General features: G+C 67.2%; 11 protein-coding genes. 7 read left to right on the forward strand and 4 right to left on the reverse strand.

From position 1 onward, the window contains the following. Positions 1 to 80 precede the first annotated feature (80 nt). Positions 81 to 2,300 (forward strand): glutamine synthetase III, encoded by a 2,220-nt coding sequence (locus HYU53_05015; protein ID MBI2220548.1) that lies wholly within the window; start codon positions 81 to 83, stop codon positions 2,298 to 2,300. Between the two features lie 67 nt (positions 2,301 to 2,367). On the opposite strand, the gene HYU53_05020 is transcribed toward HYU53_05015, so the two are convergent. Together HYU53_05020 and HYU53_05025 are read right to left on the reverse strand one after the other, a co-directional pair. Further along, positions 2,368 to 3,273 (reverse strand): PhzF family phenazine biosynthesis protein, encoded by a 906-nt coding sequence (locus HYU53_05020; GenBank protein ID MBI2220549.1) that lies wholly within the window; start codon positions 3,271 to 3,273, stop codon positions 2,368 to 2,370. A 15-nt stretch (positions 3,274 to 3,288) separates the two neighbouring features. Further along, entirely contained in the window at positions 3,289 to 5,676 is a 2,388-nt protein-coding gene (locus HYU53_05025) for a DNA topoisomerase IV subunit A (GenBank protein MBI2220550.1), read from the reverse strand. Positions 5,677 to 5,720: 44 nt separating this feature from the next. On the opposite strand from HYU53_05025, the gene HYU53_05030 reads away from it, so the two are divergent. The 6 genes from HYU53_05030 to HYU53_05055 are packed head-to-tail and all read left to right on the forward strand — an operon-like array spanning position 5,721 to position 13,499. Continuing rightward, complete coding sequence (locus HYU53_05030) at positions 5,721 to 6,317, forward strand: hypothetical protein (GenBank protein ID MBI2220551.1); 597 nt, start codon at positions 5,721 to 5,723, stop codon at positions 6,315 to 6,317. Positions 6,318 to 6,328: 11 nt separating this feature from the next. Next, positions 6,329 to 6,853 (forward strand): DUF1572 family protein, encoded by a 525-nt coding sequence (locus HYU53_05035; protein ID MBI2220552.1) that lies wholly within the window; start codon positions 6,329 to 6,331, stop codon positions 6,851 to 6,853. Positions 6,854 to 6,882: 29 nt separating this feature from the next. Beyond that, positions 6,883 to 9,744, forward strand: coding sequence for a 2-oxoglutarate dehydrogenase E1 component (locus tag HYU53_05040; GenBank protein MBI2220553.1), 2,862 nt, complete (start codon positions 6,883 to 6,885; stop codon positions 9,742 to 9,744). A gap of 10 nt (positions 9,745 to 9,754) precedes the next feature. Further along, positions 9,755 to 11,044, forward strand: a complete 1,290-nt coding sequence (gene odhB / locus HYU53_05045) for a 2-oxoglutarate dehydrogenase complex dihydrolipoyllysine-residue succinyltransferase (protein MBI2220554.1) — start codon at positions 9,755 to 9,757, stop codon at positions 11,042 to 11,044. After that, positions 11,044 to 11,547: a DinB family protein gene (locus HYU53_05050; GenBank protein ID MBI2220555.1), complete on the forward strand. Its 504-nt coding sequence runs from the start codon at positions 11,044 to 11,046 to the stop codon at positions 11,545 to 11,547. The genes odhB and HYU53_05050 overlap by 1 nt, the downstream gene beginning before the upstream one ends. A gap of 17 nt (positions 11,548 to 11,564) precedes the next feature. Continuing rightward, on the forward strand, positions 11,565 to 13,499 hold the full coding sequence (locus HYU53_05055) for a type IIA DNA topoisomerase subunit B (GenBank protein MBI2220556.1): 1,935 nt from the start codon (positions 11,565 to 11,567) through the stop codon (positions 13,497 to 13,499). A gap of 31 nt (positions 13,500 to 13,530) precedes the next feature. On the opposite strand, the gene HYU53_05060 is transcribed toward HYU53_05055, so the two are convergent. Continuing rightward, on the reverse strand, positions 13,531 to 14,517 hold the full coding sequence (locus tag HYU53_05060; GenBank protein MBI2220557.1) for an NAD(P)H-quinone oxidoreductase: 987 nt from the start codon (positions 14,515 to 14,517) through the stop codon (positions 13,531 to 13,533). 72 nt (positions 14,518 to 14,589) lie between these two features. Next, complete coding sequence (locus HYU53_05065) at positions 14,590 to 15,867, reverse strand: hypothetical protein (GenBank protein MBI2220558.1); 1,278 nt, start codon at positions 15,865 to 15,867, stop codon at positions 14,590 to 14,592. Positions 15,868 to 15,904: the final 37 nt, after the last annotated feature.

The following is a 15,904-nucleotide window of genomic DNA, read 5'->3' on the forward strand; positions in this document are numbered from 1 at the left end:
CAGGTCCAATCTCTGGCGGGGAAGCGAGGGGCACTCCCCGTCCCACCCGACTCCAGCATTCCAGAAGGAAGGACGCGCCGATGGGTTCCGCGGCACTTAGCGAAGCGATCAGAAGCATTACTGAGTGGGGCATCAATGTCGGCCGCGCGCAACAGGCCGACACCAACGGCGCGCGGATCGACGAACAGGTGCAGCAGATACAGCACGCGGCCGAGTTGTTCGGCTCCCTGACGTTCAACGACGACGTGCAGCGGTCGCGCCTGCCCAAGGAGGTGTACCGCGCGCTGCGGCGCACGGTGACGATGGGGGAGCCGCTCGACCACACGATCGCCGACATCATCGCGACGGCGATGAAGGACTGGGCGGTCGAACACGGCGCGACCCACTATACGCACTGGTTCCAGCCGATGAGCGGCATCACGGCGGAGAAGCACGACTCGTTTCTCGTGCCGACGCCGGATGGCCGGGCGATCGCCGAGTTCGGCGGCAAGGAACTGATCAAGGGGGAGCCGGACGCGTCGAGCTTTCCGTCCGGCGGCATGCGGTCCACCTTCGAGGCGCGCGGCTACACCGCGTGGGACCCGACGAGCGCCCCGTGGCTGCTGGTGAGCTCGAACGGGACGACGCTCGTCATCCCGAGCGCCTTCGTGAGCTGGACGGGCGAGGCCCTCGACAAGAAGACGCCGCTCCTGCGCTCGATGGAGGCGCTGTCGAAGCAGGCGGTGCGGATCCTGAAGCTGTTCGGCTCGCGGGCGCAGCGCGTGGTGACGACGTGCGGCCCCGAGCAGGAGTACTTCCTGATCGATCGCAACTTCTACTTCAACCGTCCCGACCTGATCAACGCCGGCCGCACGCTGTTCGGGGCGCGGCCGCCGAAGGGCCAGGAGATGGAGGACCAGTACTTCGGGTCGATTCCCGACCGCGTGCTCGCGTGCATGATGGAGGTCGAGCGCGAGCTGTACAAGGTCGGCGTCCCCGTGAAGACGCGGCACAACGAGGTTGCGCCGAGCCAGTACGAGATCGCCCCGATCTTCGAGAATGCCAACGTCGCCACCGATCACCAGATGATGACGATGGAGACGCTCAAGCGCGTGGCGCCGAAGTACGGCCTTGCGTGCCTGGTGCACGAGAAGCCGTTTGCCGGCGTCAACGGCTCCGGCAAGCACTTGAACTGGAGCATCAGCGACGACCTGGGGAACAACCTGTTGAACCCGGGAGAGACGCCGCACGACAACATCCAGTTCCTGGTGTTCTGCTCGGCGGTGATGCGCGCGGTGAACCGCTTCCAGGGCCTGATCCGATCGAGCGTCGCGAGCGCGGGAAACGATCACCGGCTCGGCGCGAACGAGGCGCCGCCGGCGATCATCTCGATCTTCCTCGGCGACATGCTCACCGACATCTTCGAGCAGATCGAGCACGGCCGGGCGAAGTCCACGCGGAGCGGCGGCATCCTCGAGACGGGCGTCACCGTGCTGCCGAAGCTTCCGCGCGACGCGGGGGATCGGAATCGCACGAGCCCCTTCGCGTTCACCGGCAACAAGTTCGAGTTCCGCGCCGTGGCGTCAAGCCAGAACGTCGCGTTCCCGGCGATCTCGCTGAACCTCGCGGTCACCGAGTCGCTGGATTACGTCGCGACGCACCTGGAGAACGCGCTCAGCAGCGGCCGGCAGCTCGAGGACGCGGTGAAGGACCTGCTCGTCTCGCTCGTGAAGGAGAACAAGCGGATCGTCTTCAACGGCAACGGGTACGCGCCGGAGTGGCACGCCGAGGCCGAGCAGCGCGGGCTGCTGAATCTGAAGACGTCGGTCGACGCCTACGGCGAGCTGATCAAGCCCGAGGTGGTCAAGGCGTTCGAGAAGTACAAGGTCCTCAACGAGCGCGAGCTGCACGCGCGCTATGAAGTGAACGTCGAGGCTTATTGCAAGACCGTGAACGTCGAGGCGCAGCTCATGGTGCTGATGGCGAACCGGTACATCCTGCCGGCCGCCCTCGAGTACCAGACCGCCGTCGCCAATACGGTGAATGCGACCAGGGCGGCGGGCGTGGAGCCGGGGGAGACGCCGAAGATGCTGGCGCGCGTGGCCTCGCTCGTGAGCGAGCTGCGCACGCGCACAGATGCGCTGGCGTCCGCCTGCGAGCACGAGAACTCCGGGTCGTCGGACGCGCACGCGCGCTACATGCGCGACACGGTGGTGCCGGCCATGGCCGCGCTGAGGGAGACGGGCGACACGCTGGAGACGCTCGTGCCGCACGCGATGTGGCCGCTGCCGACGTACAGAGAGATGCTGTTTATCAAGTAGTGGTCAGTGGTCAGTGGCCAGGGGCCAGGTACGGACGAAGGGCCGGCTGAAGGATGCCGGCCCTTTTTTATTGTGCCTGAAGGGTTCCTTCGCCGACGAGGACCGCTTTCCCGCCCACGCGGACCCGCGTGACCTCGTCCCCCTCAGCATCGATCGACACGTGAACGCGGCTTGGCCTGCCCATCTTCACGCCCTGCAGGCTGACGAAGTGCCTCGCGCGATCCGCGTCGAGCAGGTCGTGCCTGACCAGGTAGCAGCCCAGAGGCCCGCTCGCGGCACCGGTGGCGGGATCCTCGGAGACGCCCAGCCCCGGGGCAAACATGCGGCTGTACGCGGTCGCTTCGTCCGGCCCTTCGTCGAGCGAAAAGAGGAACAGCGGGTACAGCGGCAGGTTCCGATCGTGGAAGAAGCGATGCATCGCGAGGCGGTCGGGCTCGGCCTGGTCCACAGCCTTCCGTGACTTCAGCGGCAGGAACACGAACGGCACGCCGCACGAGACTTCCTCGACCGGCAGGTCCATCACCTGGTCGGGATCGATCCCGAGCGCGTCGGCAAGCGCGCGCGGCCGCTCCGCCACCGCGCCGTAGGTCGGGACCTGCTGCCTCATCCACGCGAACGACAGCCGGTGGGCCTCCCATTCGAGCTCCACGGGCGTCGGGCCGACGGGGAGCTCGAAGGTGAACACGTGCCGCCCGGGCTCGATCACACCGAGGTGCGCCAGCGCAAACGTGCTGCCGATCGTCGGATGCCCGGCCATCGGCATCTCTTCGCCGGGCGTGAAGATCCGCATCCGCACGTCGCCCGTCTTCTCGGGAGGCAGGATGAAGGTGCTCTCCGAGAAGTTCATCTCGCGCGTCATCCGCAGCATGGCTGCGGGCTCCAGCCCCTGGGCCTGGGGAAAAACGGCGAGCTGGTTCCCCTCGAAGGCGCGGTCGGTGAACACGTCCAGGTGGAGGTAGCGGTACTGGCGCATACGGTGGTGCGAGCCCTAGTCGCCTCCCAGCTGCGTCAGCTCGGGCGGCGGCGGAATGACGCGCGTGAACTGGCCGCGCTGGAGCAGCTCCCGCCCCTTGCCGCCGCGGCCGGTGACTTCGTACTTCGCCGTGCTGATCGTCTGGGTGCCGCCGCGGTTCGTTTCGACGGTGAGCAAATGGCGATCGCCCACCGACGCGACGAAACCGAGAACCCGGTCCTCCCCCTTCTGCAGCTTGATCAGCGTGACCCCTTTACCGGGCCCTGACAGGAAGTTGATCTCTTCTGCGGGGCAGAGAATCGCGCGCGCCTGCCTGGTGGCGGCGATGATTGTCTCATCGCCGGTGTACTTCGCCACGCCGACGACTTCCGTACCCTCGGCCGGCCGCGCGAAGCGGCGGCCCGCGCGCGTGCTCGGCTCGATGAACGGCTCGAGGCTGAAGCGCAGCGCGAAACCATCGCTGGTGACTGCGAGTCCCTGCACGGGCGGCTCCTGGCCCTCTTTGGGCGCCCGGATCTTCGGCGACACGCGCGGGTCGAGGCTGAACGCCGCGACGACACGCTCCTGGTCCCGGAACTTGAACAGCCGCTGGATCGGCTCGCCGTAGCCGGTCGAGGCCGGCACGTCGGCGAGGCGGGCGGTATACGCGACGCCGAAGTTCGTGAAGAGCACCGCCGTGCTGCGCGTGCTGCCCGGCAGCACGGCCAGCACCTCATCGCCTTCGCGGAGGCGCGTGGAGGAGAGGTCGCGCACCTCCTTCTGCCGCTTCACCCACCCGTCGCGCGACACGATGACGACGGTGTCCTCCTCGACGATGAAGTCGTCGGCGGTGTACTCGACCTCCTCGACGCTCTCGATCCTGGAGCGCCGCGCGTCGCCGTACTTCTTCTGGATCTGATCGATTTCTTCCCGCACCAGCGCCCACCGCGAGTCTTCATTCCTGAGCAGCACGTTGATCTGCCTGGCGCGCTTGCGCTTCTCGTCCAGCTCCTTCTGGATCACCAGAATCTCGAGCCGTGCGAGCCGGTAAATCTTCAGCTCGAGAATGGCGTCGGTCTGCTCCGCGTCGAGCGAGAACCGCTTCATGATCTGTTCTGCGGCATCCGCCTTGCCGTCGGACCTCCGCACGATCTTCAGGATCTCGTCGAGCGCGTCGAAGACCTTCTCGAAGCCTTCAAGAACGTGGATGCGCCTCTTGAGCGCGTCCAGCTCGTGCTCCAGACGCCTGGTGACGACGTCGAGGCGGAAGTGGAGGAAGTGCCAGAGCATCTCGTGGAGGCCGAGCCGCTCGGGGCGGCCCACCTCGGGGTTCCCCTCCGTCGGCACGAGACACGTGAGGTTCACCGCGAAGTTGGTCTGCAGCGGCGTGTGCTTGTAGAGATACGCCATCACCAGCTTCACGTCCGCGTCCCCCTTCAGCTCCAGGGCAATGCGGACGTCTTCGGTCGAGAGATCCTTGACGTCGATGAGCGGCGGCAGCTTCCGGCTGATCGCGACTTCCGCGATGCGCTCGACGAGCGACGCCTTGTTCACGGTGTAAGGAATGCTCGTGATGTAGATCGTGCGGCCGCTGCGCGTGACCGGGCCCGATTCCCACGTGCCACGGATGCGAATCGCACCGCTCCCGGTCCTGTAGATCTCCCTCAGCTCCTCCTGCGTGTTGAGGATCTGCGCGCCGGTGGGGAAGTCGGGGCCCTTGACGTACCGGCAGAGCTGCACGCTGGACAAATCCGGGTTGTCGAGGAGCTTGACGAGCGCGGTGCAGACCTCGGACAGGTTGTGCGGAGGGATGCTGGTCGCCATGCCGACGGCGATACCGGTGGCGCCGTTCACGAGCAGGTTCGGGATCCGGGCGGGGAGCACGACCGGCTCGGTCTTCGTGCCGTCGTAGTTGGCACGGAAGTGGACCGTCCGCTGATCGATCTCCGACAGCATCTCGTCGGAGGGCCGCGCGAGGCGGCACTCCGTGTACCGCATCGCCGCCGCGCTGTCGCCGTCGAGCGACCCGAAGTTGCCGGACCCGTCCACGAGCGGGTACCGCAGCGAGAAGGGCTGCGCCATCCGCACGAGCGTGTCGTAGATCGCCATGTCGCCGTGCGGGTGATAGTTGCCCATCACGTCGCCGACGACCTTCGCGCACTTGCGGGGTTTGGCGTCCGCGGTCAGGTTCTGCTGCCACATCGTTAAGAGGATGCGGCGCTGCACCGGCTTGAGCCCGTCGCGCACGTCCGGCAGGGCGCGCGAGGTGATGACCGAGAGCGCGTAGTTCAGATACCGCGTCTGCGCGGCCTCATGGAGCGCCACGGCATCCGGACCGGCCGGATCCGCCGGGCGCGCCTGGATTTCTGCGCCGCCGTTGTCGAGACGATCGAACAGCGACGGGTCCTTCTTCCGTTTTGCCAACCGGTGTGCCTCCAGGAACTCGCTGGAGATATTATCAACGAACCGTGCGCATCCGCGGCGTTCCCGGCGCTGACAATCCGCTCCTCCAGTGGCTCCTTCTGACGCTCTGTCTCATCATCGTCGGCCTGGCGGCGCTGCTGGTCAGGCGCGACCGCGAGATGCAGAGGGGCATGCGCGCGATGGCAGAGGAACTCCGCCAGGCGCAATCCCGGGAATCGGCGCCCGAGCGCGAGCTGGCACGCGAGCGATCGGCACGCGACGCGTTCGAGATCGGACTTGGCAGGGAGCGTGCGGCGAACACGCTGCCCGGAATTCCTCTCGAGCCGGGGCTCGACCCGTCCGGCAAGCCCAGGCAGCAAGTACGCCTTCCCCCAGACGCGACGCGCGTGCAGCTGGTGCTGCCGGTTGGCGACAGGCGATTCGACCGGTATCGCGCGGCGATCCAGCGATGGACGGGGGGCGACGATCTGTGGGTGCACGCGCTCGTCACGGCGACGGTTGACCGCCGCCGCCTGTTCGTCGCTGTTCCGGTCGACGTGCTCGCACCGGGCGCGTACTCGCTGCTGCTGAGCGGCATCAAGCCGGACGGGACCCGAGATGATTTTGCCGTGTTTTCCTTCGAGGTGACCGCGCCGCGCTAGCAGGAGGGCCCATGGACATTGCCGCCGAGTACCTACGCGACCTCCCGGAGCAGTTCGAGAAGCTGAAATCGCTCGCCGACAAGGCGGTGGCGCGGGTTTCAGACGAGGAGTTCTTTCGTGAGATCGATCAGGCCTCGAACAGCCTGGCCGTGATCCTGCAGCACGTGGGGGGCAACCTCCGCTCGCGCTGGCGGGATTTCCTGACCACAGACGGCGAGAAGCCGGACCGCGATCGCGACGGCGAATTTGTCGCCTCGGACAGGACGCGCCAGGAGGTCCTGGAGGTCTGGGAAGCGGGCTGGCGCGTCCTGCTGGACGAGCTGCGGGCGTTGGCGCCAGCCGATCTCGCGCGTGACGTGTTCATCCGTGGCGAGAGACATTCAGTGGTGCGGGCGGCGAACCGGTCGTTTCAGCACACCGCCTATCACGTGGGGCAGATCGTGTTCCTCGCGCGCCACTTCCGGGCCGGCGACTGGCAGTCCCTGAGTATTCCGAAGAGATCGCCGCAGAACGCGCGGAACACGCAGAAAATCTGACGGAATCTCTCGGCTAGAATATATAGCTTATGCCGGGGTGGGACGAGTTCCAGGGAGTCAACGAGGCGTACGTAGCCGAGCTGTACGAGAAGTACCGTCGCGATCCGGGGTCCGTGGACCCCGGATCGCGACGGTATTTTGAGCAGAAGGGGGACAGTCACACTTTTCACAGTGATGCGACGAAAAGTGTGACTGTCCCCCTTTCCTCTCAGATCGTCGGCGCGGTGAACTTTGCGCAGTCGATCCGCCGCTACGGCCACCTGGCGGCGCAACTCGACCCGCTTGGCAGCAAGCCAAGCGGCGATCCCTCGCTCGACCCGGCGACACACGGCATCACGGAGGAGGACCTGCGGCGTCTGCCGGCGTCGGTCATCAGGCAGCCGACGCAGACGGCCGTGGCCGGCGCGCAGACGGCGCTCGACGCCATCACCCGCCTGCGGCGGATCTACTGCTCGACGATCGGCTACGACCTTTCGCACATCTTCGTTCCGCAGGAACGCTACTGGCTGCGCGGCGCCATCGAGGAAGGGCGCTTCCGCGCCCCGAACGACCCGATCGATCCGGTGGCCATTCTCGAGCGGCTGACGGTCGTTGAGGTCTTCGAACGTTTCCTGCACCGGTCGTTTCCGGGCAAGACGCGCTTTTCGATCGAAGGGCTCGACATGCTCGTTCCGGTCCTCGACGAGGTCATCGCCGGGGCCGCGGAAGCGGGCATCTGCCAGATCATCATCGGCATGGCGCATCGAGGCCGGCTGAACGTGATGGCGCACGTGCTGAACAAGCCGTACGCGCAGATCCTGGCCGAGTTCAAGGACCCGCTGCACTCCCGGAGCTTCCACGAGGACATGGCGTGGACCGGGGACGTGAAGTACCACATGGGGGCGCATCGCGCCGTGCGGGACGGCGAGGAGGTGGACCTCCACATCTCGATGCCACCGAACCCGAGCCACCTCGAGGCGATCGATCCGGTGGTGCTGGGCATGGCGCGCGCGTCGGGCACGCGCGGCACGACACCGGGTGAGCCGGGCTTCGACGCGTCGAGCGTGCTCGCGATTCTGATCCACGGCGACGCCGCGTTTCCCGGGCAGGGCATCGTGGCCGAGACGCTGAACTTCTGCCGGCTGCCCGGGTATCACGTCGGCGGCACGATTCACATCATCGCGAACAACCAGCTGGGGTTCACCACCTCGCCCGAGGATTCCTTCAGCACGTCGTATGCGAGCGGCCTCGCGCGCGGGTTCAAGATGCCGATCGTGCACGTCAACGCAGACGATCCGGAGGCCTGCGTGGAGGTCTCTCGGCTGGCCTTCGCCTACCGCGAGAAGTTCAAGCGCGATTTCCTGATCGACCTGGTCGGCTACCGGCGGCACGGCCACAACGAGGGGGACGAGCCCGCGTTCACGCAGCCGGTGATGTACGAGCGCATCGCGAATCACCCGACCGTGCGCGACACCTGGGCCCGCGCGCTCGTCGAACGCGGCGCCGTGCCACCAGGCGTGCCCGAGACGCGCGTGAAGCAGCGGATGGACGAGCTGCAGTCGCTGCTGCAGTCGCTCAAGCCCGAGGAGGTCATCGCCGAGCCGATGCCGGAAATCGCCCCGGCCGGCACGGCCCGCGGGATGGTGACGGCACTGCCTTACGAAGACCTGAAGGCCATGAACGAGGCGCTGCTCACCCTGCCGGAAGGCTTTGCCGCTCACCGGAAGCTCGAGAAGGCGCGCGAGCGCCGTCGGCACGCGTTCGACACGCCCGACGAGCGGACGATCGAATGGGCGGCCGCCGAGGAACTGGCACTCGCATCCGCGCTCGCGGGGGGCACGCCCGTTCGCGTGACCGGCGAAGACGTCGAGCGCGGCACGTTCAGCCAGCGGCACGCCGTCCTCCATGATGCGAGAACGGGCCGGGTTCACGTGCCGCTCCAGGCGCTACCCCAGGCGAGAGCGGCGTTCGAGATCCGCAACACGCCGCTCAGCGAGAACGGCGTGCTCGGGTTCGAGTACGGCTTCAACATCCAGGCGCCGCAGTGGCTGGTGATCTGGGAGGCGCAGTACGGCGACTTCGTGAACGGCGCGCAAGTGATCATCGATGAGTTCATCGTGTCGGCCCGCGCGAAGTGGGGGCTGGCGCCGTCGCTGGTCATGCTGCTCCCGCACGGACACGAGGGGCAGGGGCCGGATCACGCCAGCGCCCGGCCGGAACGTTTCCTGCAGCTCGGCGCGGACACCAACATGCGCCTCGTGAATTGCACGACGGCCGCGCAGTTCTTCCACGTGCTGCGCCGGCAGGCGCTGCTGCTCGAGAAAGACCCGTTGCCGCTCGTCGTGCTGACGCCAAAGAGCCTGCTGCGCCATCCTGCCGTGGCCTCGTCGCCGCGGGAGCTCGCCGAAGGCCGCTTCGAGCCGCTGATTGATGACCCGCGGTTCGCCTCCGGCGTCGGCCGGCGCGACGGCGTGCGCCGGCTGGTGCTCTGCAGCGGCAAAATGGCGGTGGACTTGATGACGAGCGACGGGTACCAGTCCGCCGACGCGATCGCCATCTGCCGCGTCGAGCAGCTGTATCCGCTGCCCGTCTCCGACATCGAGCAGATCCTCGCCAGCTATCCCGCGCTCGAGGACCTCGTCTGGGCGCAGGAAGAGCCGGAGAACATGGGGGCGTGGCACTACGCCGCCCCGTACTTGCGGACAATGCTGCGCCGCGAACTCAACCTGCGGCTGATTGCGCGCCCGAGAAGCTCGAGTCCGGCGGAGGGTTCGTCGGCGCGCCACGCCCGCGTCCAGCAGCAACTCATCGCCCGCGCGTTCGACATGCGCGTGCTGACGCCGCCCGCGCCATCGCCGGCCGCATCGCCGTCCGGCGAGACGCGGGGCGTCGCGATCGGCAGCCGAAAGTAGTCGCCATACTATGCCAGCCAATGTTGTCGTGCCCGAGATGGGCGAATCGATTGTCGACGCGCGGATCGCCAAGTGGCTGAAGCGCGAAGGGGAAGCGGTTTCGGCGGGCGAGGCGCTCGTCGAGCTCGAAACCGACAAGATTGACGTCGAGGTCGGCGCGCCGCAGGGAGGCGTTCTCCAGAAGATCACGCGGGGTCCGGGGGATGACGTCAAGATCGGCGAAGTGATCGGGGTGGTCGACACCAGCGTGCCTTCGCTGGAGGCTGCGCCTCCGGCTTCGGCGGCGCAGGCGCGCGCGACGCCGGAACCCGCGGCGGTCCCCTCAGACGACGAGAAGACGAGGGCGACGCCGTCGGCACGCCGGCTTGCCGATCAGCACGACGTGGAAATCAGCGGGCTGAAGGGCACCGGCGAAGCGGGACGCGTGACGCGGAAGGACGTGGAGAGCTACATCGCGGCGCGGCCCGGCGAAGGAGCGCAGGCGCAGCAGCCGCCGGCCGCCATGCCCACCGTGACCTGGCCGGTGCAGCCGGCCGTGTCCCCCACGCCGTGGCCCGAGGCGCCGCTGTCAGGGCGGGCCGCCGAACCGCCGGCCGGCGAGCGGCGGGAAGAGCGGATCCGGATGTCGAAGCGGCGCGCCACCATCGCGCGCCGGCTGGTCGAGGCGCAACGCACCGCGGCGATGCTCACCACCTTCAACGAGGTGGACATGACGGGCATCGTGTCCCTGCGCGAGCGGCGCAAGCAGATCTTCAAAGAGAAACACGGCGTCTCGCTCGGCATCGCGTCGTTTTTCGTCAAGGCTGCCATCGGCGCCCTCAGAGCGTTCCCGCGCGTCAACGCGGAGATCCAGGGCGACGAAATGGTGCTGAAGCACTACTACGATATCGGCGTGGCAGTCGGCGCCGCCGAAGGCCTGGTCGTTCCGGTGCTGCGCGACGCCGACCGGATGTCGTTTGCGGCAATCGAGCTGAAGATCCGGGAGTTCGCCAAGAAGGCCACCGACGGCACCCTCACGCTCGAGGACCTCAGGGGGGGCACGTTCACGATCACGAACGGCGGCGTCTTCGGATCGCTCGTGAGCACGCCGATCATCAATCCGCCGCAGGTGGGCATCCTCGGGCTGCACAAGATCCAGGATCGCCCGGTGGCGATCGACGGTCAGGTGGAAGTGCGGCCGATGATGTATCTCGCACTCACGTACGACCACCGCATCGTGGACGGCGCGGAGGCGGTCAGGTTTCTCGTGCGCGTGAAGGAGCTGGCCGAGGATCCGGGGACGCTGCTGCTGGAATCGTGATGATGACCGAAGCCGATTTCATCGTTGACGAACTGAAGCAGGCGTTTGACGGCGACCCCTGGCATGGCGATTCGCTGATGGACATCCTGCGGGGCGTCACGGCCAGGGCGGCGTCGCACCGTCCGCTTTCTGCAGCACACACCATCTGGGAGCTGGTGCTGCACATCACCGCCTGGCGGCGCGAGGTGGCCTCGCGGATGCGCGGAAACCCCGCGGGCGAGCCGCCCGCAGGCGGTTGGCCGGCGGCGCCTTCGGGAGAGGGCGCGGCGGAAGCCGCCTGGCGCGGCGCGCTGGAAGACCTGGCCGCCACGCAGCGGGAGCTCCTCGATGCCGTCCGGGCCCTCGATCCCGCAAAGCTGCACGCGCCGGTCAAAGACGCCCGCGACCAGCACATGGGCACGGGCAAGTCCCATGCGGCGATGCTCCACGGCCTCGCGCAGCACGATGCATATCACACGGGACAGATCGCGCTGCTGAAGAAGGATTCAGGGCTCAGGGTTTAGGGTGTAGTTTTGCTACACTGAACCCTGAACCCTGGTCAGTGGCCACCTACACCGCAAAAGACATCACCGTCCTCGAAGGGCTCGAGCCAGTACGCAAACGCCCGGGCATGTACATCGGGGGTGTTGGGGCAACAGGCCTCCATCATCTCGTCTGGGAGATCCTCGACAACGCGATCGACGAGGCGATGAACGGCTACGCCTCGAACATCACGGTCACGCTCCACGAAGACGGTTCATCGCTGACCGTGACCGACGATGGCCGCGGCATCCCGGTCGACAAGCACCCGGCGACGAAGAAGAGCGCGCTCGAGGTGATCTTCACGACCCTTCACGCCGGGGGCAAGTTCGAGCACGGCAACTACAAGACAGCCGGCGGCCTTCACGGCGTCGGCGCCAGCGTGGTCAACGCGCTGTCGAAGGAACTGGTGGCCACCGTCAAGCGGGACGGCGCATCGTGGGAGCAGCGCTACAAACTCGGGAAACCTGCGGGCCCGGTGAAGAAGCTCGGGCCGGCCCGCGGCAGCGGCACCACCGTGTTTTTCAGGCCGGACCCCACGATCTTCCCGAAGGTGGAGTTCGACGCGGCCGTCATTCGCGAGCGGCTCGAAGTGTCGAGCTACCTGCACAAAGGCGTCCGGATCGTCTTCGAGGACGAACTCCAGGGGCAGAAGGAGACGTTTCAGCACGACGAAGGGCTCGTCGCATTCCTCAAGAAAATCGTCGCCGAGCGCGGCGCCGTCACGGTGCACGAAACGCCGTTCACGCTTTCGCGTGACGGCGAGGACGGCGGCATGAAGATGGAGCTGGCGCTGCAGTGGACCCAGTCCACCGACGAGCACGTGCGCAGCTACGTCAACGGCATCCCGACCGGATCGGGCGGAACGCACGAGAACGGGTTCCGCGCGGGCCTTGGCAAAGCGGTGCGCAACTTCATCGAGACGCACAATCTGACGCCCAAGGGGGTGGCGCTGACGGCGGAAGACATCCGGGAAGGCCTGGTGGCGGTCGTCAGCGTGTTCATCGCGGACCCGCAGTTTCAGGGACAGACGAAAGATCGCCTGAACAACCCCGAGATCACCTCCGCGGCGGATTCCGCCGTGCGCCCGGCGCTCGAGGCGTGGCTGAACCAGAACATCTCGATTGCCGAGTCGATCGTCGCGCGCATCATCCTGGCGGCCCGGGCGCGCGAGGCCAGCCGCGCCGCGCAGCAGGAAGTGACGCGCAAGAGCGCCACATCGAACCGCCTCACGCTTCCCGGCAAGCTCAGCGACTGCACGTCGCCCGGCCGCGACGACAGCGAGATCTTCATCGTCGAAGGGGACTCGGCAGGCGGGTCCGCGAAGCAGGGACGCGATCGCGCGCGCCAGGCGATCCTGCCGCTGCGCGGCAAGGTGCTGAACACCGAGAGCGCGTCGATCGCCAAGGTGCTCGAGAACAAGGAGCTGGCGGACCTGGTCACCGCGCTCGGGTGCGGGCTCGGGAAGAACTTCGACCTGTCACGCCTTCGGTACGGGAAGGTCATCCTGCTGGCTGACGCGGACTCGGACGGGCACCACATCGCCACGCTGCTGCTCACGTTCATCTACCGTCACATGCCGCAGCTGATGGGCGCCGGCAAGGTGTTTCTCGCACAGCCGCCGCTCTATCGCATCGACGTCGGCAAGGACACCTACTGGGCGCTGGACGATGCGCATCGCGATCGGATCCTGAAGCTGCACGGCAACGGCCGCGGCGCCCCGGAAATCACGCGCTTCAAGGGGCTCGGCGAGATGATGCCGAAAGTCCTGTGGGAGACGACGCTCAACCCGAAGACGCGGCGGCTGCTGCGCGTGGACATCGAGGACCAGATCCAGACCGACCGTGTGATCAACGAGCTGATGGGCAAGGACGCCTCCGCGCGGTTCAAGTTCATCATGGAGCGCGCGGACGAGGCGGAGGAGCTCGACGTCTGAAGAACCTTCCGTTTGGAACCTCCTGTCTAAATTAGAACCTTTCGTCCAGAACCAAAACGATCTTTCCCACGTGCGCTCCCGCTTCGAGCATCCGATGCGCATCCGCGGCGCGCTCGAGCGGGAACGTGGCGTGGATGAGCGGCTTGACGGCGCCGCTGGCGAGGAGCGGCCAGAGGTGGCGCTCGACCTCGCGCGCGAGGCGTCCTTTTTCCGCGATGCTGCGGGCGCGCAGCGTCGAGCCGGTGATCGTCAGGCGCTTCTGGAGCACGCCGACGAAGTTGACGAGCGCCTTCGCCCCGCCCTGCATGCCGATGACGACGAGGCGCCCGTCGAGGGCGAGCGCGTCGAGGTTCCGCGGGATGTAGTCACCCGCGACGATGTCGAGGATGAGGTCGGCGCCGCGGCCATCGGTCAGCTCCCGCGTCCTGGCCACGAAATCGTCCGTGCGGTAATTGATGGCGGCCGCGGCGCCGATTTCCACGCACGCGCGCACCTTGTCATCGGAGCCGGCGGTGGCAATGACGCGGGCGCCCCGCGCGCGCGCAAGCTGGATCGCCGTCGTGCCGATGCCGCTCGTGCCGCCGTGAACGAGCAGCGTTTCGCCCTCGGACAGCCGGCCCCGCTCGAACACGTTCGCCCACACCGTGAAGAACGTCTCCGGAACGCCTGCCGCTTCGACGAGGCTCAGGCCGGGAGGAATTGGCAGCGCCTGGGGTTCGGGCACCGCGCAGATCTCCGCGTAGCCGCCACCGGCGACGAGCGCGCAGACCTGGTCTCCGTTGTGCCACCGGTTCGACCCGTGCGCATCCACGACCGTGCCGGCGATCTCGAGCCCGGGAATGTCGCTGGCGCCGGGCGGCGGAGGGTACTTGCCCTGGCGCTGCATCACGTCGGGCCGGTTCACGCCGGCCGCCGCGACGCGCACGAGGATCTCACCTGGAGCGGGCCGTGGATCGGGTCGTTCGACCGGGCGCAGCACCTCCGGGCCACCGGGCCGAGAAATCTCGACTGCGTTCATAAGGCGAAAAGGGGGACAGTCACACTTCCTGACCGTCACTCGTTCATGGTTCAGGAAGTGTGACTGTCCCCCTTACTTGAGCGCCGACGGCAGGCGCGGAGAGGAGAGCAGCCTTTCGAACTCCTCCCAGCGCCTTGCGGGCGCGGATCCGACACCGCCGCGCCGTTCGATGTACTCGCGGACCATGTCCTTGCCCAGATTGTAGTTGATGACGTAGCTGCGGTACTGGTCGATGAAGCGCACGCGCTGCTCGGCGCGCGCGCGCGGCGTGAGCGCGTACCGTTCGAGCCAGTCGGCAGCCCCCTTCGCGTCGATCCCGCCGTTCAGGTACCGGCGCGCGGCCTCGTTGCCGGCATAGGCCAGCTGATCGATCAGCTCGTACACTTCGTAGTAATCATCCGCCCGCGCGGGGTCGAGCCCGGCGAGCGGGAACAGCACGCGCCGCTCGAAGCCGGCGCGCTCGCGGCCCGGGAATGCCACCTCGATCCCGAAATTCGCGGCGCCTTCCGCGATGAGCGACTGCGGCGAGAACAGGGCGTATACCGTGAACTCGCGCCAGCCGCGCCCGTTGACGAGGGCCTGCTCGAGGAGCGCGTTGTACACGTGGTGCCCGGGATAGCCCTCGTGGCAGGCGAGATCGACGGCGCGGTCGATGTGGATCGGCAGGTCGGTGTTGACCTGGATCAGGCTCTTCAATCCGCCCTGGTACCAGTTGTATGCACTCCACGACTTGTTCGTCACGTACTCGACGGTAAACGACTCGGCCGGCGGCAGTGCGATGTGCTTCAAGGTCCGGCTGCGGCATTCCTTGATGGCCGCGGTGAACACCGCGTCGAGCCTGGCCGGCGGAACAATGAACTGGCGGCGCCACGCTTCGTATCGATCGATCAATGGGCCCCGGCCCGGGAAACGCCTGTCCAGCGAGGCGAGCAGCCGTGCGAAGTGCTCTTCGGGGTGCACAGGCGCGACCGCGTCGTACAGCGCGCGAGATTCCTCGTCGAACGACAAGCGCCGCCCGCCGAGCATGGACACGCGGGCGCGCAGCGACTCGAGCTGCCGTGTCAGATACCCGTGCCGGAGGCGCAGCATCTCGTCGGCTGACGCCGATGGGGCCGTCTCGCCGAGCACGCGCAGCAGCTCCGCGGCCATCGCATCGATGGTTCTCAAATCCGGTTTCTGCGTCCTCACCTCGTCGCGCCATTCGCGAGGGCCGTAGTACGCGTCGACGTAATCACGATCGTGTTCGCCGAGTGCGAGCACGAGTTTCACGTAGCGTTCCGCGATCTGGTTCATATCTGAGGAAGGGGGAAGCGCGCTGGCGAGAAGCAGGGCGGCGAGGGGTAGCACCATGCTCTTAAAGTATCATTCCGTCATGCAGGAGCGTTTC

The organism is Acidobacteriota bacterium (genome assembly GCA_016184105.1).
In the GTDB taxonomy this organism is placed as follows: domain Bacteria; phylum Acidobacteriota; class Vicinamibacteria; order Vicinamibacterales; family 2-12-FULL-66-21; genus JACPDI01.

Coding starts and splice junctions, on each gene's coding strand:
- HYU53_05015 (MBI2220548.1), top strand. CDS start 81: ATGGGTTCCGCGGCACTTAGCGAAGCGATCAGAAGCATTACTGAGTGG.
- HYU53_05020 (MBI2220549.1), bottom strand. CDS start 3,273: ATGCGCCAGTACCGCTACCTCCACCTGGACGTGTTCACCGACCGCGCC.
- HYU53_05035 (MBI2220552.1), top strand. CDS start 6,329: ATGGACATTGCCGCCGAGTACCTACGCGACCTCCCGGAGCAGTTCGAG.
- HYU53_05040 (MBI2220553.1), top strand. CDS start 6,883: ATGCCGGGGTGGGACGAGTTCCAGGGAGTCAACGAGGCGTACGTAGCC.
- odhB (MBI2220554.1), top strand. CDS start 9,755: ATGCCAGCCAATGTTGTCGTGCCCGAGATGGGCGAATCGATTGTCGAC.
- HYU53_05050 (MBI2220555.1), top strand. CDS start 11,044: ATGATGACCGAAGCCGATTTCATCGTTGACGAACTGAAGCAGGCGTTT.
- HYU53_05060 (MBI2220557.1), bottom strand. CDS start 14,517: ATGAACGCAGTCGAGATTTCTCGGCCCGGTGGCCCGGAGGTGCTGCGC.
- HYU53_05065 (MBI2220558.1), bottom strand. CDS start 15,867: ATGGTGCTACCCCTCGCCGCCCTGCTTCTCGCCAGCGCGCTTCCCCCT.